The sequence below is a fragment of the Stappia sp. ABD4_338 genome (assembly GCF_056312175.1).
Map to the genome: position 1 here is coordinate 1,457,640 of NZ_CM149982.1, position 13,506 is coordinate 1,471,145.

General features: G+C 67.1%; 21 protein-coding genes. 13 read left to right on the top strand and 8 right to left on the bottom strand.

Going from position 1 to position 13,506, the window contains the following annotated elements; genetic code table 11:
* Positions 1-182: 182 nt before the first annotated feature.
* From ACYX4S_RS06750 to ACYX4S_RS06780, 7 genes are all read right to left on the bottom strand, one after another.
* On the bottom strand, positions 183-329 hold the full coding sequence (locus ACYX4S_RS06750) for a hypothetical protein (protein ID WP_476362325.1): 147 nt from the start codon (positions 327-329) through the stop codon (positions 183-185).
* A gap of 111 nt (positions 330-440) precedes the next feature.
* A complete protein-coding gene (locus ACYX4S_RS06755; protein ID WP_476362326.1) occupies positions 441-695 on the bottom strand; it encodes a DUF2312 domain-containing protein in 255 nt (84 codons plus the stop codon).
* Positions 692-886 (bottom strand): hypothetical protein, encoded by a 195-nt coding sequence (locus ACYX4S_RS06760; protein WP_476362327.1) that lies wholly within the window; start codon positions 884-886, stop codon positions 692-694. The genes ACYX4S_RS06755 and ACYX4S_RS06760 overlap by 4 nt, the downstream gene beginning before the upstream one ends.
* The gene (locus ACYX4S_RS06765; protein WP_476362328.1) at positions 883-1,152 is read right to left on the bottom strand and encodes a hypothetical protein; all 270 of its coding nucleotides are present in this window, start codon (positions 1,150-1,152) and stop codon (positions 883-885) included. The genes ACYX4S_RS06760 and ACYX4S_RS06765 overlap by 4 nt, the downstream gene beginning before the upstream one ends.
* Positions 1,145-1,804, bottom strand: coding sequence for a hypothetical protein (locus ACYX4S_RS06770; protein WP_476362329.1), 660 nt, complete (start codon positions 1,802-1,804; stop codon positions 1,145-1,147). Before ACYX4S_RS06770 ends, ACYX4S_RS06765 begins: the two co-directional genes overlap by 8 nt.
* A complete protein-coding gene (locus ACYX4S_RS06775) occupies positions 1,801-2,226 on the bottom strand; it encodes a hypothetical protein (protein WP_476362330.1) in 426 nt (141 codons plus the stop codon). The genes ACYX4S_RS06770 and ACYX4S_RS06775 overlap by 4 nt, the downstream gene beginning before the upstream one ends.
* A 589-nt stretch (positions 2,227-2,815) precedes the next feature.
* Positions 2,816-3,247 (bottom strand): helix-turn-helix domain-containing protein, encoded by a 432-nt coding sequence (locus ACYX4S_RS06780; RefSeq protein WP_476362331.1) that lies wholly within the window; start codon positions 3,245-3,247, stop codon positions 2,816-2,818.
* A gap of 547 nt (positions 3,248-3,794) precedes the next feature.
* Here ACYX4S_RS06780 and ACYX4S_RS06785 point away from each other — a divergent pair.
* Genes ACYX4S_RS06785 through ACYX4S_RS06820 form a run of 8 tightly spaced genes read left to right on the top strand, consistent with a single transcriptional unit; the run spans position 3,795 to position 7,305 of the window.
* Positions 3,795-4,250: a hypothetical protein gene (locus ACYX4S_RS06785; RefSeq protein WP_476362332.1), complete on the top strand. Its 456-nt coding sequence runs from the start codon at positions 3,795-3,797 to the stop codon at positions 4,248-4,250.
* A complete protein-coding gene (locus ACYX4S_RS06790) occupies positions 4,250-4,780 on the top strand; it encodes a GcrA family cell cycle regulator (RefSeq protein WP_476362333.1) in 531 nt (176 codons plus the stop codon). Before ACYX4S_RS06785 ends, ACYX4S_RS06790 begins: the two co-directional genes overlap by 1 nt.
* The gene (locus ACYX4S_RS06795; protein WP_476362334.1) at positions 4,777-5,010 is read left to right on the top strand and encodes a hypothetical protein; all 234 of its coding nucleotides are present in this window, start codon (positions 4,777-4,779) and stop codon (positions 5,008-5,010) included. The genes ACYX4S_RS06790 and ACYX4S_RS06795 overlap by 4 nt, the downstream gene beginning before the upstream one ends.
* The gene (locus ACYX4S_RS06800) at positions 5,007-5,300 is read left to right on the top strand and encodes a hypothetical protein (protein ID WP_476362335.1); all 294 of its coding nucleotides are present in this window, start codon (positions 5,007-5,009) and stop codon (positions 5,298-5,300) included. The genes ACYX4S_RS06795 and ACYX4S_RS06800 overlap by 4 nt, the downstream gene beginning before the upstream one ends.
* The gene (locus ACYX4S_RS06805; RefSeq protein WP_476362336.1) at positions 5,297-6,238 is read left to right on the top strand and encodes a hypothetical protein; all 942 of its coding nucleotides are present in this window, start codon (positions 5,297-5,299) and stop codon (positions 6,236-6,238) included. The genes ACYX4S_RS06800 and ACYX4S_RS06805 overlap by 4 nt, the downstream gene beginning before the upstream one ends.
* Positions 6,228-6,536, top strand: coding sequence for a hypothetical protein (locus tag ACYX4S_RS06810; RefSeq protein WP_476362337.1), 309 nt, complete (start codon positions 6,228-6,230; stop codon positions 6,534-6,536). Before ACYX4S_RS06805 ends, ACYX4S_RS06810 begins: the two co-directional genes overlap by 11 nt.
* On the top strand, positions 6,533-6,868 hold the full coding sequence (locus ACYX4S_RS06815; RefSeq protein WP_476362338.1) for a helix-turn-helix domain-containing protein: 336 nt from the start codon (positions 6,533-6,535) through the stop codon (positions 6,866-6,868). Before ACYX4S_RS06810 ends, ACYX4S_RS06815 begins: the two co-directional genes overlap by 4 nt.
* The gene (locus ACYX4S_RS06820; RefSeq protein WP_476362339.1) at positions 6,865-7,305 is read left to right on the top strand and encodes a hypothetical protein; all 441 of its coding nucleotides are present in this window, start codon (positions 6,865-6,867) and stop codon (positions 7,303-7,305) included. Before ACYX4S_RS06815 ends, ACYX4S_RS06820 begins: the two co-directional genes overlap by 4 nt.
* Before the next feature lie 5 nt (positions 7,306-7,310).
* Here the strand turns inward: ACYX4S_RS06820 and ACYX4S_RS06825 are convergent, their stop codons facing one another.
* Positions 7,311-8,594, bottom strand: coding sequence for a pentapeptide repeat-containing protein (locus ACYX4S_RS06825; protein WP_476362340.1), 1,284 nt, complete (start codon positions 8,592-8,594; stop codon positions 7,311-7,313).
* 80 nt (positions 8,595-8,674) lie between these two features.
* Here ACYX4S_RS06825 and ACYX4S_RS06830 point away from each other — a divergent pair, with 80 nt between their 5' ends.
* The 5 genes from ACYX4S_RS06830 (at position 8,675) to ACYX4S_RS06850 (ending at position 13,208) form a co-directional block, all read left to right on the top strand.
* Complete coding sequence (locus tag ACYX4S_RS06830) at positions 8,675-9,946, top strand: DNA-methyltransferase (RefSeq protein ID WP_476362341.1); 1,272 nt, start codon at positions 8,675-8,677, stop codon at positions 9,944-9,946.
* On the top strand, positions 9,943-10,626 hold the full coding sequence (locus ACYX4S_RS06835) for a hypothetical protein (RefSeq protein ID WP_476362342.1): 684 nt from the start codon (positions 9,943-9,945) through the stop codon (positions 10,624-10,626). Before ACYX4S_RS06830 ends, ACYX4S_RS06835 begins: the two co-directional genes overlap by 4 nt.
* A complete protein-coding gene (locus tag ACYX4S_RS06840) occupies positions 10,623-10,979 on the top strand; it encodes a hypothetical protein (RefSeq protein WP_476362343.1) in 357 nt (118 codons plus the stop codon). Before ACYX4S_RS06835 ends, ACYX4S_RS06840 begins: the two co-directional genes overlap by 4 nt.
* On the top strand, positions 10,976-12,412 hold the full coding sequence (locus ACYX4S_RS06845; RefSeq protein WP_476362344.1) for a helix-turn-helix domain-containing protein: 1,437 nt from the start codon (positions 10,976-10,978) through the stop codon (positions 12,410-12,412). The genes ACYX4S_RS06840 and ACYX4S_RS06845 overlap by 4 nt, the downstream gene beginning before the upstream one ends.
* A 178-nt stretch (positions 12,413-12,590) precedes the next feature.
* The gene (locus ACYX4S_RS06850; RefSeq protein ID WP_476362345.1) at positions 12,591-13,208 is read left to right on the top strand and encodes a hypothetical protein; all 618 of its coding nucleotides are present in this window, start codon (positions 12,591-12,593) and stop codon (positions 13,206-13,208) included.
* The last annotated feature ends 298 nt before the right edge of the window (positions 13,209-13,506 follow it).

Sequence of the window (13,506 nt, forward strand, 5' to 3'; positions counted from 1 at the left end):
CGTGTAGGCCCGCCTGACGCCCTTGAGGCGATAGAAAATCTGCCCGGCATCGCCGGCCCGCGTCAACGTCTTGGCGTCAACCTCGAGAAGGCGTGCCGCCTCCGCATGGGGGATCCATGGACGCCCCGCGAACACTGCCTCGAGGCAACGCAGAACACTCGGCGGCGGTGTCGAATGTGGTGTCATCTCGCTGCCTCCACGTATCCGGGAATGTCGAGCCGTGCGTGCGCGGCCTGTGGCACATGGAGGACGCCGGTGGCCATGACCGCGCCGACATGACCGGTCAGATGTGCCCAGGTGAACGGGCGAGGGGGTGGCAGGTCTTTCATGTGCGACTTCCTGCGGTTTGCGGGGGTGCCGCCGGCGGACCAGGGAGGACAATCCGCCGGCGGCGTTCCCGCGCGGTGAGAAAGGAGCATCGCGCGGGAATTCCTCGTGTCTCAGGCGGGGCCGGCCATCCCGAGCGCCTGCATGTAGAGGTCGAGAACGGCTTCCTCCTCCTCACGCTCGTGCGGCTGCTTCTTGCGCAGGGAAATGACCTTGCGCAGGATCTTCGCGTCGAAACCGGTGCCCTTGGCCTCGGCGTAGACCTCCTTGATGTCGTCGCCGATGACCTTCTTCTCCTCCTCGAGCCGCTCGATGCGCTCGATGAAGGCGCGGAGCTGGTCCGCTGCAATTCCGCCTGCATCACTCATGTGTCTGTTTCCTTCTGGTCGGGCAGGGGATGCTCCTGCCAGGGCGTGAGGTCGGTCTCGTCCTCATGTTGCCGGCGCAGGCCCATGGTCAGGGCGGCCACGCCGGCAAGGGCCGCGGCGACCAGCACAAACAGCGCCGCGCAAAACGCGATGCCAAAGACAATGAGGGCGAGGGCGGCGAGCTGGCTCATGCGGCACGGTCACTCCGGCCGGGCGACAGCGCACCGGCATGGCTGCGCAAACGCTCCATCAGGGCGGCGCAGGCCTCATGCTTGAGGTTCAGCGGGCATTCGGGATTCGGGTTGATGATCCGAAACGCGGCCTCCGGGCCGTGAGCCTCGATCTCGTCTTGCGCGAAGCTCTCCCTGAGATCGGCAATGTCGACCCAGCCGCGCTTCTCAGCTCCCGTGCGCAGCACATCGGCCATGCGGTCGATCATGTCGGGCCGGTCAGTCATGACCGGCCTCGTCGGGCTCTGGTGCTTCCCCCGTCGCCGCACGGGCTCTTGCGGCAATTGCAGCGAGGGGGCCGACCTCTTCGGTCAGGTTGCGGGCGAGGATGGTGAGCGTCTGGTCGCGCAGGATCTCCAGCAGCGCTTCGGCAAGAGGGCCGGCGCTTTCCCAACCGTCATAACAGTCCGGATCCGAGTGGTAGAACGTGAAGGCCTCGCGCCGGCCGTCATGCCTGAAGCTGCAATCGCTGGCGATCCGGTCAAAGTTGTCGACCGTGACCGCGCGTGAAATCGTCTCGGCGGCGTCCGCCGCGATCAAGGCGAGCCGAGCGACCTCCCGAAAGTCACTGGCCTGCTGTGCGAGGTCCGTGCGGCGATACTCCGCGTTCTGCGCGCGCATCCGTGCGTCATGAGCGCGCTCGGCTTCACACATGGGCTCGCATGGAAAGATCCATTCGCGCGAGGAGAGGTCGCGGATCATCAGGGTGCGGCCGAACGCATTGCGGTCGATGAGCCTGCTGCCGTCGACCTCTGCGGGCATCTCGGGCCGGTCATCATGACGGACCTCGTCTGCCTCGGCCGCCACACCTGCTGCCGAGCCGGCGGCGCCGCGCAGAAAAGCGCGGCGCGTGATGCACGTGGTGGCGTTGCCGGTCACTGCTTCACTTCCAGCGAACAGACCCGGTTTTCCAGAAACCGGATCGTCGACTTGTCGTCGATGAGGGCGTACTCGGCGTTGGTCAGGCGCACGGCAAGCTTGCTGGCGAAGACCTCCAGCGCCTCGATGCGGGCGAGGAGGCTTGCCACGGTCGGCGCCTCCTGCACCTGCACCTGCGCTTCCTCTGTATCGCTGCCGGCAGCTTCGTCGCCTTCGGCCGGTGCGTCGGTGTCCAGCGACTTGAGGTCCACCGCGAGAAGCGAGGTCAGCTCCCGGTGAAGCCGCGCGGCTTCCGTCGGCGACAGGAGGTGAAGGACCGCCTCATCGGCGCTGCCTGTGTTCCGGGACAGCGTGAGCTGGATGTGACGGGCAGGCGTGCGCCCGGCACTGACGAAATGGCTTTGATCGAATGAGACTGACATGGGACCTCCATCGGGGTAGCGATGGAGGTAATGATACCCAAATTGGGTATCATGACAACCCCAATATGGGTTGCACATATGGCGGAGGTGTATGCTGCTTTGGTGGGTGGCCTCAAGGCGCCACGTTTTGAGTCTGGACGGTGAGCGCCGTCCATCACCTGCGGTGGTGGTTGCGTGGGGGAAGTTGTGTTGTTTCTGTTCTGTGCGTGAGCCGAAGGGGAGCTCTGCTTGTTTGGCTCTTATGGGTGTCCTGGTGCGCGCGGGCAAAAAGCGATCATTGCTAGCATCCGCCGGTAGGGCGTCGTGCGGCAGAAGCTCTGTTTCAAGTAAGAAGTGACTTGGGAGGGGGGGGGCTCTTTCAGCCGCCAAAAAGGCCGTGCGTATGTGGCGGGGAATTTGTCCGTATGTCGGGCGAGATTCCCTATGGGGAGGGACTGATCCCTTGCGATCCCTTCGCGAAATTTGACGTGAGGCGCGTTCGTATGAATGCTGTTATATGAGAGATATCAATTATTTGATGTCGTAATTTGTGTATGCGTTACGGGAGGTGAAATGTCTATGGATGAAGATCGGCGCAATATAGAGCGCCTTATTGGGTCTCTCCCGGCTTGGGCTTTTTCTCGGGTCGAGGCGCTATTGCGTCAACTAGATCCTCGATCTGACGCAGTGCCACCTGCTGAACCGCTGGTGGAAGACGGTCATAAAGACCCAAGAGATAGTCGCGCTCACCGTCAGTCATAAGTGTCGGATCATCCAGGACTTCGGCCTTAGTTACCCCGTAGATTTTGGCGGCCTTAGCGATGCGGTCTGCGGTGAGCTCGCGCTCACCGCGTTCGATCTTGATGTAGCCGGACTTGGATAGGTCAAATTCGGCGGCCGCTCTTTCCTGCGTCCACCCTCGACCTTCGCGTAGAAATTTCAGACGGTTACCCATGTCGGGGATAATGCCGACGTCCTGCGGGTTTGTCGCAACCCAATATGGGGTTGCATAGTTACCCATAATGGGTAACTTACTTTGCATGACACTCTCCGATTACATTCGCCTGAATGGCCTCTCAACTCACGGATTTGCCGTGCGCATGGGAGGAGTGACCGCATCGGCTGTTGTCAAATGGATGCGGGGGGAAAGGGTACCTCGACCGGACCAGATGCGTCGCATCTTTGAGGTTACCGGAGGAACAGTCTCACCCAACGATTTCTTCCTTAGTTCCGAGCGTGGGTTGGTTCGTGAGGTTTCCTCATGAGTGCCTCATCTCCCCTCGGTCCATCGTTCTCGCTCCGCACATCCCCTCCCTCATCGTCTCGCCCGGCTCCGGTCGGGCGTACCCGCCGGCCTGCGCGATTGGGTGTCTCGCGCGGGCCGGCCTCCCTGTCGGTGTGTGGCCGGCGCCCCGCGAGGCGGTGCGGGGCGCCGCTGCCGGCGGGCGGGGAGCGATCCCTTGCACCGGCTTGCCGCCTGACGGTGCGACGATCCGGAGAATGGCCGCGTGCGGCCGGTCCGCACAGGTCCAACCGTCTTCCCGTGTTTGGAGGCCCTGCGCAGGCGGGGCCGGTTCTGGAGGCATGACATGAGCGCAGTGAAGCCCCGTCCGCGCGGCTCCGTTCACGATGCGATCACCCGGGCGTTTGACGAGATCCAGCAGCGCACCGGCGAGCAGGGCATCGCGGCCGCGGCCGCGACACTCGGTGTGTCGCAATGGCTGCTCTATGCGGCCTCCGATCCCGACCGGGATGGCGAGCTTTCGCTCCTGCGGGCCGGGTTGCTGACGCAGGTCTATGGCATCCGGGAACTGGCCGAATGGCTGGCGGACAAGGCGGGCTGCGATCTGGTGGAGCGGACGCCGGCGAGCGGGCCGGGGTTTTCCGGTGTTCTGGCCGCCCTTGGCCAGACGGTTCAGGACCTCTCGGACCAGCATCTTTCCGATGACGATGTGCGCAACATCCAGGCGCTCATCCGCAAGCTGCACGGGCTCATGGCGACGGACCGCGCTTCGGCCGTTGCCCGCCTGCAGGAGGTGCACTGATGAGCGTGTGGTCGCCCGCACTGGAAAGCCGGCTCGCGGAGCTGATCGGCCGGGGGCACACCTCGACCGAGATCAGCGCCGTGCTGGGCGTGAGCCGCAGCGCCGTCATCGGCAAGGTGCACCGGATGGGACTGGCGTTCAGCCGCGCACGCCTTCGGCGCCCGCAGCGCCCGGGCTCCGGCCGGGCACGGCAGGCGCGGGCCAGATCCGCCCAGGCCGCACAGGCCGCACAGACCGCCCAGACCGCAAAGGGCAATCCGGCGCGCGGCACGGTGCTTCTGCCTGATGGACCCGAGGCTGTGCCCGTTGCAGCGGGGGTGGACCCGATCGGCCCGCGCGAGGCGGTGACGCTGATGGAGCGGCAGCGCAGCCAATGCCCGCGCCCGCTCTGGCCGGACGATGTCCCCCCTACAGCAGAGGCGGCCTTTGTCTGCGGTGCGCCGACGGCACCGGGCTCCAACTGGTGCGCGTGGTGCCACGCGCAGGTGTTCCAGCCCCGCATGACCACACCGCTCAGGAGGGGACGATGAGACCGCATGAGGAGACCGGCTCTCAGGCCGAAGCCGATCCGCTGGCCGACCCGCTGGCCGGCTGGCTCGCGGCGCAGACGCTGCGGCTGAACGCGGGGCGGGCGCGGCGCATGACGCTGCTTGTCGCCGGGGCGCTGGCGTTCGGGCTTGCGCTGGCGCTTGCCGCCTGTGCGGCGCCTGCCGACGGGGGCGGGGTGCTGCCCCCGGATGCATGGGAGCAGCGGGCATGAGCGCGGTGCTGTTCACACCGGCGGAACGCGCGCATGTGCGGCGCGTGCTGGCGCTCTTCGTCTGTGCCGCCGGGATTGCCGGGCGCGACAGGCGTGAGAGCGAGCGCAAAGACGCGGGTGAAGGCCCGGCATCGCTTGCGGCGTTTCGCGCCGGCCGGTTCGTCCGCGATGCGGCGCTGGTGGAGGTCGGCGCCTGGTGCGGCGTTGGCCTTGCGGAGCTGAGACGGGCGGCGGCGGTGGCCGGCGCACGGGACCGGCGGTTTTCAATGGCAGGGAGGGATGCGGCATGAAGAGGATTTCCGAGACGCTCATGGCGATGGCGCCGACGGGGCATCCGCTGGTGGACGCGGCGCGCGATGCCCTCAAGCTGCCGGCCCGCAACCATGCGCCGGTCGAGGGCGATTACTGGCGCCCGGCCTGCGACCGCTTCGTGCTGCCGGGGGATTGGCCTGACGTCCTTCAACGGGCTTTTGGCGACGCGGAATCCATGCTTGCTGCAGCCACCAATGCGCGCGTTCCCCTGGTCCCGTGCTTTGTCGAGCACGACGCCATAGCTCTTTACTGCCATGGGGCGGTCGAAGCGCCGACAGTCACCGTCTTCGTCAGGCCCTCGCGAGTGGATGCCCCGCTGCCGGTGTGCAGCTTCGTCATGGACTACCGTGAAGGCAGAGGGTTTCTCGCGCCCTCCGCCTCCATCCATTTGGAGGCTGGTGCATATGCCTTTGGCTACTGCGATGACCAAGGGGAGAACAAGGACCCGGCGTTCTTCGGTCTGATGAAGGTTGCCGTGGCAACGCTTGCCGCGCTTTCCAGCCCGCGTGTCACCAGCGTGCGCCGGGTTCTGCCGTCGATGCTGGACCGGGCCCGCGCGGCGTGCAGCCGCCGGCGCGCGCAGGTTGGCGTGCCGCTTTGCTCCTACAACAAGGTCGAGTTTGTTCTGCCGAAGACGGCGCTGCACCGGGGGCAGGTGCGGCCTGTTGAGTCCTTTGCTGGGCTGCGGGGGCACATGGTCGTGGGGCACTGGCGGCTGATCGACGGTGTTCTGGAGCCCTATTGGCTGTGGGTCGACGGTCACCGCCGGGGCAATGCCGATCTTGGCTGGGTCAGCAAGGAGCGCCGCGTGGTGCGGCATGACGACCTGCGCCGGGGGTTCCTGATGCCGGAGCGCGATGGTCACCCGGGCGAGCGGCTGCCGGCCGTGCGGGGAGGGCGGCGGCATGAGCGGTGAGACCGACACGGCCGCCCTGGACGTCGGGCAACGCCTTGTCCTTCTCGGGAAGCTTTCGCCGCGCGAGGGCCAGATCACGCTCCGTCTGACGCCGGGACAGGCGGTCTTTCTGGGCAAGACGCTGCAACAGGCGGAAGGCAGTCTGGGCGAGGTGCTGGCCTGCCGGCACATGCGCGCCCTCCGGCGCGCGCGGGGACGCGAAGAGGTCGGCACCTACGCCATGTGGTTCGTCACCGGGCTGTGCGCCGCCGAGGCAAGCCGGGCGCTCCTGCTGTTGCTGTCCGGGTGGCTGTCATGAGCGCGGCGGTGCATGAGGCGGCGGCGCTGGCGTTCATGGGCAGCGCCTTCCGCGCGGCGCGCGAGCGGGCCGGGCTGTCCGTGCGCGGGGCTGCCGGCGAGGCGGGTGTCTCGCCGCGTGTCGTCAGCCATGCCGAGCACGGCAAGCCCGTGTCCTCGACCTCGTTCCTGCGGCTGTGCCGGCTGCATGACGTGAACCCGTTCGCGCTGCTGGATGCGGCGGAGCTTCACCGGCGCGAGGGGGCGTTCCACAAGGCGGAGGGACGGGGTGTTTCACGGGGAACCACCAGTGTAACACGTTGTAATTCCACAACCCGGGAGGCGCGGCCATGAGCGCGCTCCGTGAACGCCCGCTGCATGAGGCCCGCGTTCAGGACGCCCATGACGAGGCGGCGCGGGAGCTCGACCGGCGCAGGGCGGCGGCCGACAGGCGGCCCGACGACCTGCGGGCGCAACTGGCCCTTGCCCAGGCCCATGCCGCCTATGAGGCCGCGCGGGCGGACGTCGTGTCCGCCGCGGTGGCGGATCTCACCAGACGCAATGCCGAGTTGACCGCGCGCAATGGCGATCTGGCCCGCCGGAATGAGGTCCTGCGGCGCAATCTCGCCCTGGCCAGTGCGGAACTGGCGCGGCGTTGCGCCCAGGTGGAGGCCTTCGGGCGCTTATCCTCGACGATCAAGTGCCGGCGCGGTGAGCCGGCGGCCGGGCCTGCACGGCGGGCAAAGGGCGGGGGTGACCTCTTCGCGGCGGACGAGGGGAGGGCGGCGTGATGGCGTCAGTCGCCGTCTTTGCGCTCGGCCGGATCGCGGTAGGTGATCGCGGCTTCGATCTCCGGGGGCATGTTCCTCGGTGGCCGGTCGGCCCATGCCCAGATGCCGGAGAGCTTGGTGCGTTCGTTGATCTTGACTTCGGAAAAATCGGCGGCGGACAGGTTAGAGTGAGCAACAACGGCGCCGGAGAGATTGGCGTTGGCGAGGTTCGCCCAGGACAGATCGGCGTCTGCGAGGTTCGCCCAGGACAGATCGGCGTCTGCGAGGTTCGCCCGGGACAGATTGGCGTATTTCAGGCTCGCGCTGGACAGATTGGCGTCGGCGAGGTTCGCCCAGGACAGATTGGCCATCCTGAGGCTCACGCCGGACAGACTTGTATATTGAAGGTCCGCGCCAGACAGATTGGCGTGTCTCAGGCCCGCGCCGGTCAGATTGGCGCTTCCAAGGCTCGCGTTGGACAGATTGGCCTCGGCAAGGTTTGCGTCGGACAGATTGGCGCCGACAAGGTTCGCACTGGAAAGATTGGAACCGTCAAAGTTCGCGCGGGACAGGTTGGCGATGAAAAGGTTCGCGCCGGACAGGTTGGCCTCGGCAAGGTTCGCGTCGAACAGGTTGGCGCCGTCAAGGTTTGCATCGGACAGGTTTGCGCGTGCGAGACTGGGGCGCCACTGAGCTTGTTGCTCCAAGTTATGCACCTCGGGGATTGCTTCCCGCAGGGCTGTTGTGGCGTCCAAGGCCTCACGGACATCGGGATTAAGGTCCTCGTATGTCGCGCGCTGTTTGGCGGTACCTTCCGTTTCTTTGTCGGTTTCAGCGGCCTTCGGTGCGCGGGTCTTGGAGTGCTCTCGGATGAAGGCGACGAGAAGCGATTGGACGATGATATAGCTTTCGCTTGGGTCGCTGGCTGCCAGATCGCGCAACCCGTTGATGCCGGCAACGCGGATGTAGGTTTTTTCGCTCTCCAACATCTGAGCGCCCTTCTGGTAACGATCCACGTTCATACCCCGCTCGGCGACGCGTTGCTGTCGGCTTGCAGTGTTCGTTCTTCGCCAGGCAAGCCAAATAGCAACCATCGCGAGCGCGAATGTTGCCAGCTTACTAGCGATCTCAGACCGATCATCTCCCCAATAGTCGCGCGTCCAGATCTCCGCACCGGAGGCGGCGAGCGTCACCAGCCCGACAGCGGCTATGCCCAGAAAGGCCCCCCAGACCAGCGCCTCGGGCGTTTTCAACGAGGCGTCCCGCACAGGCGGATCAGGGGTGTGCGGGGGAGGGGTGTCTTCGGCCATGAAGCGCTGTTCCAAAACGGTTTAATCAACGCTGTCATCCGACCAGAGATTGCGCCCATGCGCAACGGGATGGCCGCGTGATGGGGGCGGTTCTCGACATTCTCGGCGACGGGCGGTGCGCGCTGCACCTGGGCGACGTGCTCGACCGGCTGGCGGCAATGGAACCTGACAGCGTCGATTGCGTCGTCACCTCGCCGCCTTATTGGGGCCTGCGCGACTATGGGGTCGAAGGGCAAATCGGCCTCGAGCCGACGCTCGCCGAACATCTCGACGTCATGGTGCGCGTGTTCGAGGCCGTGCGGCGAGTGCTGAAGCCTGCCGGCACGCTGTGGCTCAACTATGGCGACTGCTATGCGACGGCGCCCGCCGGGCGTTCCGCTGCTGACACGAAAGCGGCGGGGCATGACGACAGGACGTTTCGTGACAAGCCATTCTCGACGGTGGGCGGCACGCTCAAGCCCAAGGATCTCTGCATGCTGCCGAACCGGCTCGCCATCGCCCTGCAGGACGCTGGCTGGTGGGTTCGCTCGGAAATCGTGTGGGGCAAATCGAACCCCATGCCGGACAGTTCCGGCACCGCGCGCCCGGCGACGGCGCACGAAAAGATTTTCCTCCTGACGAAATCAAGCGACGGCGACGTGTGGCGGGCGCGGGACACGGGCGAGATCTCGTGTGCTCCCGACCTCACGGAGACATGCGCGCTGATCACGCGCCCGGATGTGATCGCCAATCGCTGGTCGCGGATCGGCGCCTATTACGATGCCGGGGCGGTGCGCGTCGGGCGGGCCGGTGACGAGGATGCGACGACCTATCGCGGTGGCTCCTATGTCGGCGGTGCTCGCGGCGCGCGACAGGTCACCGGAAACCGGCGGGTGGACAAGCAGCGCGGTCATTCGCGGCGACACGACGGGTTCAATGCTCGCTGGGACGCCATGACCAAAGCGGAACAGGGCGCCGGTGGACGGTTGCTGCGCAACTATGAGGATGCGCCCGACGCCTGCGACCCGCTGGTCGCGGATCTGACGGTCTGGCGCATGGCGACGAGACCGTTTTCCCAAGCGCATTTCGCGACGTTTCCCCCAGAGCTCGCCGCGCGCTGCATCCGTGCCGGTTGTCCGCCGGGCGGTTTGGTCCTCGATCCATTCGGGGGTGCCGGAACCACGGCGCTGGTGGCATTGCGGCTCGGGCGGTGGGCGGCACTGATCGAACTCAATCCGGCGTATGCGGACATCGCAGCGGAACGCATCCGCCGTGACTGGATGGGACCTGACGAGCGCCGCCGCGCGGCGGCCGCCTCGGGCGAGGCGAACGACGATGCCGGGCCGTTGTTCGGATGGGAGGCGGCGGAATGAGAGCACTTCGCGTCCTGATCGGTTGCGAGACCAGCGGGATCATGCGCACCGCCTTTGCGGCGCGGGGGCATGACGTGTGGTCCTGCGACCTGGAGCCGGCCGAGGACGGCAGCAACCGGCACATCATCGGCGATGTGCGCGACTATCTGGATGACGGGTGGGATCTGCTCGCCGTCATGCACCCGCCGTGCACGCGTCTGTGCCGATCCGGCCGGCGCTGGATGAGCGGGCCCGGCAAGTGGACGCCCCCGAAGAAATTGCCGCGCGGCAGGACGGTCGAGGATCTGCGGGCCGAGTTCGAGGCGGGTGTCGATCTCTTCGTCGCCTGCTGGCGGGCACCAATCCCGCACATCGCGATCGAAAATCCCGAAATGAACGATCTGGCGCGGGACCGGATGCCGGCGGATCTGCCGGCGCCGCAGATGGTGCAGCCGTTCTGGTTTGGTGATCCGGCCTACAAGTCGACGGGCTGGTATCTGCGAGGGCTGCCCGGGTTGGTCGAGACCGATCGTCTGAGCGAGCCCGAGCGCGGATCCGCCGAATGGAAGGCATGGAACCGTGTCCACCGCATGCCGCCGGGACCGGAGCGGGCGCGGCTGCGCGCGCGGAGCTGGCCGGGCATGTGTGCGGCGGCGGCCGACCAATGGGGCGATGCCGCGCTCATGGCGGTGGCGGCATGAGCGCGCATGACCATCCTGCGTCGAGTGACGTTGATGCGGACGCCTGCCGCGCCGCTGCGCGCCGGTTCCGCCTGAGTGCGGCCATGGTGACCGATCCGGAGCAGCGGGTGGTTGTTCGCCTGACCGCTCAAGAGGCGGAGGCGGTTGCGCGCGTGATGGACACCCACAGCTCGGCGATCCGGGTCAGGGCGCGCTACGAGCGCCGGCTTGCCGGTCTGCGCGCAACGCGGCCCTATCGGCAGGCCTGCGAGCGCGAGCGCGGCAACCGGGACATGGCGTGGCTTGTGGCCGGTGTTTTCGCCGTGGAGTTCAACGCGTGGGCGATGCCGCTCATTCATGCGGTGCTGTCATGAGCCACGAGGCGACGACCTGGGCGATCCGCCAGCGGGGGCTGCCGCCGGCTGCCAAGCTGGTGCTGTGGCACCTGTGCGACCGGTATCACCCGGACCATGGCTGTTTTCCATCCCAGGGCACGCTTGCCGACGATTGCGAGCTGTCGCGCTCGACGCTCAACACCCATCTGGCGCTTCTGGAAGAGCGCGGGCTGATCCACCGTGAGGCGCGGCTTGACCCGCGCACGAAGCGTCAGGCCTCGACACGCTATCGCTTCCCCTTCGAGGAGGATTTTCCCTCTGCTGCGGAGGCTGAAAAGCCGTGTCCTAAATCCGGACACGGGTCCGATGAGGCGCCGCAAAGCCGTGTCCGGAATTCGGGCCGAGCCGTGTCCGGCTGGTCGGACACAGAACCAGTAATAATAACCCGTAATATATCCCCCCCAAAGCCCCCCCTTGCCGAGCCGGCTGCAGCGGACACGGCTGGTGCCGAGCCCTCGGAACTCACCGCGCCGCCTGCCGCGCCGTCGGGCGTTCTCCCCGAGCACCGCTCGAGCACTGGCGCCAGGCCGAACCCCGAGGCCGGGGTCGGATCGGTGCCGGGAAGCCAGGGGAAGGGCGATCCGCAGCAAGGCGCTCCCGTGGAGGCTGCTCCGGAGCAAGGCGAGGAGACCGCCTTGCCTGAGGCCGAAGCCCGCGATGCTGGCCCGGAAAGGGAGGATGTGGCCGGGGCTGGCGCGCCAGCCGCGACCGACCAGAACGCGACTGACCAGAGTGCGACTGATCGAAGTGCGGCGGCCCGCAAGGCTGCGGACACCCGGCTGCTGAACGAGACAATCCGCCAGTGGCCCTCCGGGCTCACCGAGCGGCGCGGGCGGATCGACACCGCCTGGGGCAAGCTCACCCCTCAGGAGCGGCGCGATGCGGCCCGGCGGGTGCCTGTCTATCTCAACCGGGTGACACGGCACCGGCGCAAGCCCGGGACGCTGGCGCGCTATCTCGCAGACGGTCCCTGGCGGTTGCTGCCGGACCCGGCCGAGCGGCCGGTGCGTGCAGCGGAGGCGGGCGAACGGCGGGCGCTGAGCGAGGAGGTTGGCTGGAAGTTCCTCGAGCATGCCGATGCGCGCGAGCTTCTCGCCGCGGCTGTCTCTGACGGTCTGGTGCCGTATCTGCTGGGCGAGGTTCGTCAACGCCACGGGCTACCAACGCTCGAGGACTACGCGCGGCTTCGCGAGGTCTGGCAGGAAAGCCGGGCGACCTTCCAGCGCAACGTCGATGAGGCGGCTTCCACGATCATGTCGCCGGTGCTGCGCCGGGCGGCGCAGGAGCGGGCGCTCAGGCACGAGGCGGCATCGGCAAGGGCGCATGAGATCCTGGCGCTTGCCCGAGAGGGGCCGCCTGCCCGGGAGGCCCGCTGTCAGGCGGGCGCACGGACAGCCCTGCGCGGGGCATAGGGCGGACGAGCGGTTCCAGCAGGGACCAGGCCACAACAGGGACCCAAGCTACCAGGGATCAGGGAGGACGAGAGGGGGAGACCGGCCGGCTGGAGGGGCAAACAGCCGGTCCGGTCTCCCCGGACTGGAAACCGCGCCCAAGAGGCTAAGCCCCAAGAGGCGGTGTGAGGTGATGGCAATGGCGGCAGAACGGAAGATGGCGGCACACGAGGCGGAGAGGAGAGCGAAGCTGGACCGGGTGCGGGGGGCACGGGAACGTGCGGAGGCGCAAGGGGATCCGCTCGGCATCCGGCGCCGGCCTGGCGTTCGGGAAACCCGCAAGGCGACCGGTCAGGCAGCGGCCGCGGTGCGCAAGGCGCGTGATCCCCTCCTGAAATCGAACGCGACGATCCAGCGGCTTTACACGCAAGGGGCGCTCGGCAAGGCGGAGGTGGCAGCCGCGCTGCGGCTGGGCGATCTCTGGATGAAGGTGCAGGGAGGCGCGCATGTGCGCTCGCTGGACTGGACGGTGGAGCGGGTCGACGGCGGGCGAGGGGCGATCGAGCCTGACCTCCTGGTTGGCGCGCTGGAGGCGGAGCGCAAGCTGCGGGAAGTGCGTGTGGAGATCGGCAGCCGGGCCTTCGCAGCGCTGCGGCGGATCATCATCGAGGGCGACAGTCTGGCGACGATCGCCTGTGACCTGGAGGAGGAGGCGAGCGCGCTCAGCAATGGCGCCTGCAGCCGCAAGACGCGGGACTTCGTGTCCCGCCAGGTGCGGCAGGCGCTTGGCGATGCGGCCGTTGTGCTGAAGGTGTAAACCAGCGCCCCGGCCGAGCGGAGGGGCCGGGGGTGAGGGGGAAATGGCCTTAGCGATGAGCGAAGCAGACATTCGCGTTCAATCGCTGCGTAGTCGCATTCGGCCCTGGGCTGACGTTGGTCATGCGCTCAATCAATGGCGGCTTCGCGCGCCCAAGTCGGACGTTCAAGGTCAGCGCCGCTGATACCGAAAGCGGCCATTCCCGCCACGCCAGACCTGCGTCGAATTTGGGGTGGGTAGGAGACAGGTGACTTTTTGGGTCAGCTGATCCGCGAAGCAGATATACAAGCATGAAAAG

What these genes read in the sequence shown, in the direction of transcription:
- ACYX4S_RS06750 (WP_476362325.1), bottom strand. Translation starts at nt 329, where the DNA reads ATGAAAGACCTGCCACCCCCTCGCCCGTTCACCTGGGCACATCTGACC.
- ACYX4S_RS06755 (WP_476362326.1), bottom strand. Translation starts at nt 695, where the DNA reads ATGAGTGATGCAGGCGGAATTGCAGCGGACCAGCTCCGCGCCTTCATC.
- ACYX4S_RS06760 (WP_476362327.1), bottom strand. Translation starts at nt 886, where the DNA reads ATGAGCCAGCTCGCCGCCCTCGCCCTCATTGTCTTTGGCATCGCGTTT.
- ACYX4S_RS06765 (WP_476362328.1), bottom strand. Translation starts at nt 1,152, where the DNA reads ATGACTGACCGGCCCGACATGATCGACCGCATGGCCGATGTGCTGCGC.
- ACYX4S_RS06775 (WP_476362330.1), bottom strand. Translation starts at nt 2,226, where the DNA reads ATGTCAGTCTCATTCGATCAAAGCCATTTCGTCAGTGCCGGGCGCACG.
- ACYX4S_RS06780 (WP_476362331.1), bottom strand. Translation starts at nt 3,247, where the DNA reads ATGCAAAGTAAGTTACCCATTATGGGTAACTATGCAACCCCATATTGG.
- ACYX4S_RS06785 (WP_476362332.1), top strand. Translation starts at nt 3,795, where the DNA reads ATGAGCGCAGTGAAGCCCCGTCCGCGCGGCTCCGTTCACGATGCGATC.
- ACYX4S_RS06790 (WP_476362333.1), top strand. Translation starts at nt 4,250, where the DNA reads ATGAGCGTGTGGTCGCCCGCACTGGAAAGCCGGCTCGCGGAGCTGATC.
- ACYX4S_RS06795 (WP_476362334.1), top strand. Translation starts at nt 4,777, where the DNA reads ATGAGACCGCATGAGGAGACCGGCTCTCAGGCCGAAGCCGATCCGCTG.
- ACYX4S_RS06800 (WP_476362335.1), top strand. Translation starts at nt 5,007, where the DNA reads ATGAGCGCGGTGCTGTTCACACCGGCGGAACGCGCGCATGTGCGGCGC.
- ACYX4S_RS06805 (WP_476362336.1), top strand. Translation starts at nt 5,297, where the DNA reads ATGAAGAGGATTTCCGAGACGCTCATGGCGATGGCGCCGACGGGGCAT.
- ACYX4S_RS06810 (WP_476362337.1), top strand. Translation starts at nt 6,228, where the DNA reads ATGAGCGGTGAGACCGACACGGCCGCCCTGGACGTCGGGCAACGCCTT.
- ACYX4S_RS06815 (WP_476362338.1), top strand. Translation starts at nt 6,533, where the DNA reads ATGAGCGCGGCGGTGCATGAGGCGGCGGCGCTGGCGTTCATGGGCAGC.
- ACYX4S_RS06820 (WP_476362339.1), top strand. Translation starts at nt 6,865, where the DNA reads ATGAGCGCGCTCCGTGAACGCCCGCTGCATGAGGCCCGCGTTCAGGAC.
- ACYX4S_RS06825 (WP_476362340.1), bottom strand. Translation starts at nt 8,594, where the DNA reads ATGGCCGAAGACACCCCTCCCCCGCACACCCCTGATCCGCCTGTGCGG.
- ACYX4S_RS06830 (WP_476362341.1), top strand. Translation starts at nt 8,675, where the DNA reads ATGGGGGCGGTTCTCGACATTCTCGGCGACGGGCGGTGCGCGCTGCAC.
- ACYX4S_RS06835 (WP_476362342.1), top strand. Translation starts at nt 9,943, where the DNA reads ATGAGAGCACTTCGCGTCCTGATCGGTTGCGAGACCAGCGGGATCATG.
- ACYX4S_RS06840 (WP_476362343.1), top strand. Translation starts at nt 10,623, where the DNA reads ATGAGCGCGCATGACCATCCTGCGTCGAGTGACGTTGATGCGGACGCC.
- ACYX4S_RS06845 (WP_476362344.1), top strand. Translation starts at nt 10,976, where the DNA reads ATGAGCCACGAGGCGACGACCTGGGCGATCCGCCAGCGGGGGCTGCCG.
- ACYX4S_RS06850 (WP_476362345.1), top strand. Translation starts at nt 12,591, where the DNA reads ATGGCGGCAGAACGGAAGATGGCGGCACACGAGGCGGAGAGGAGAGCG.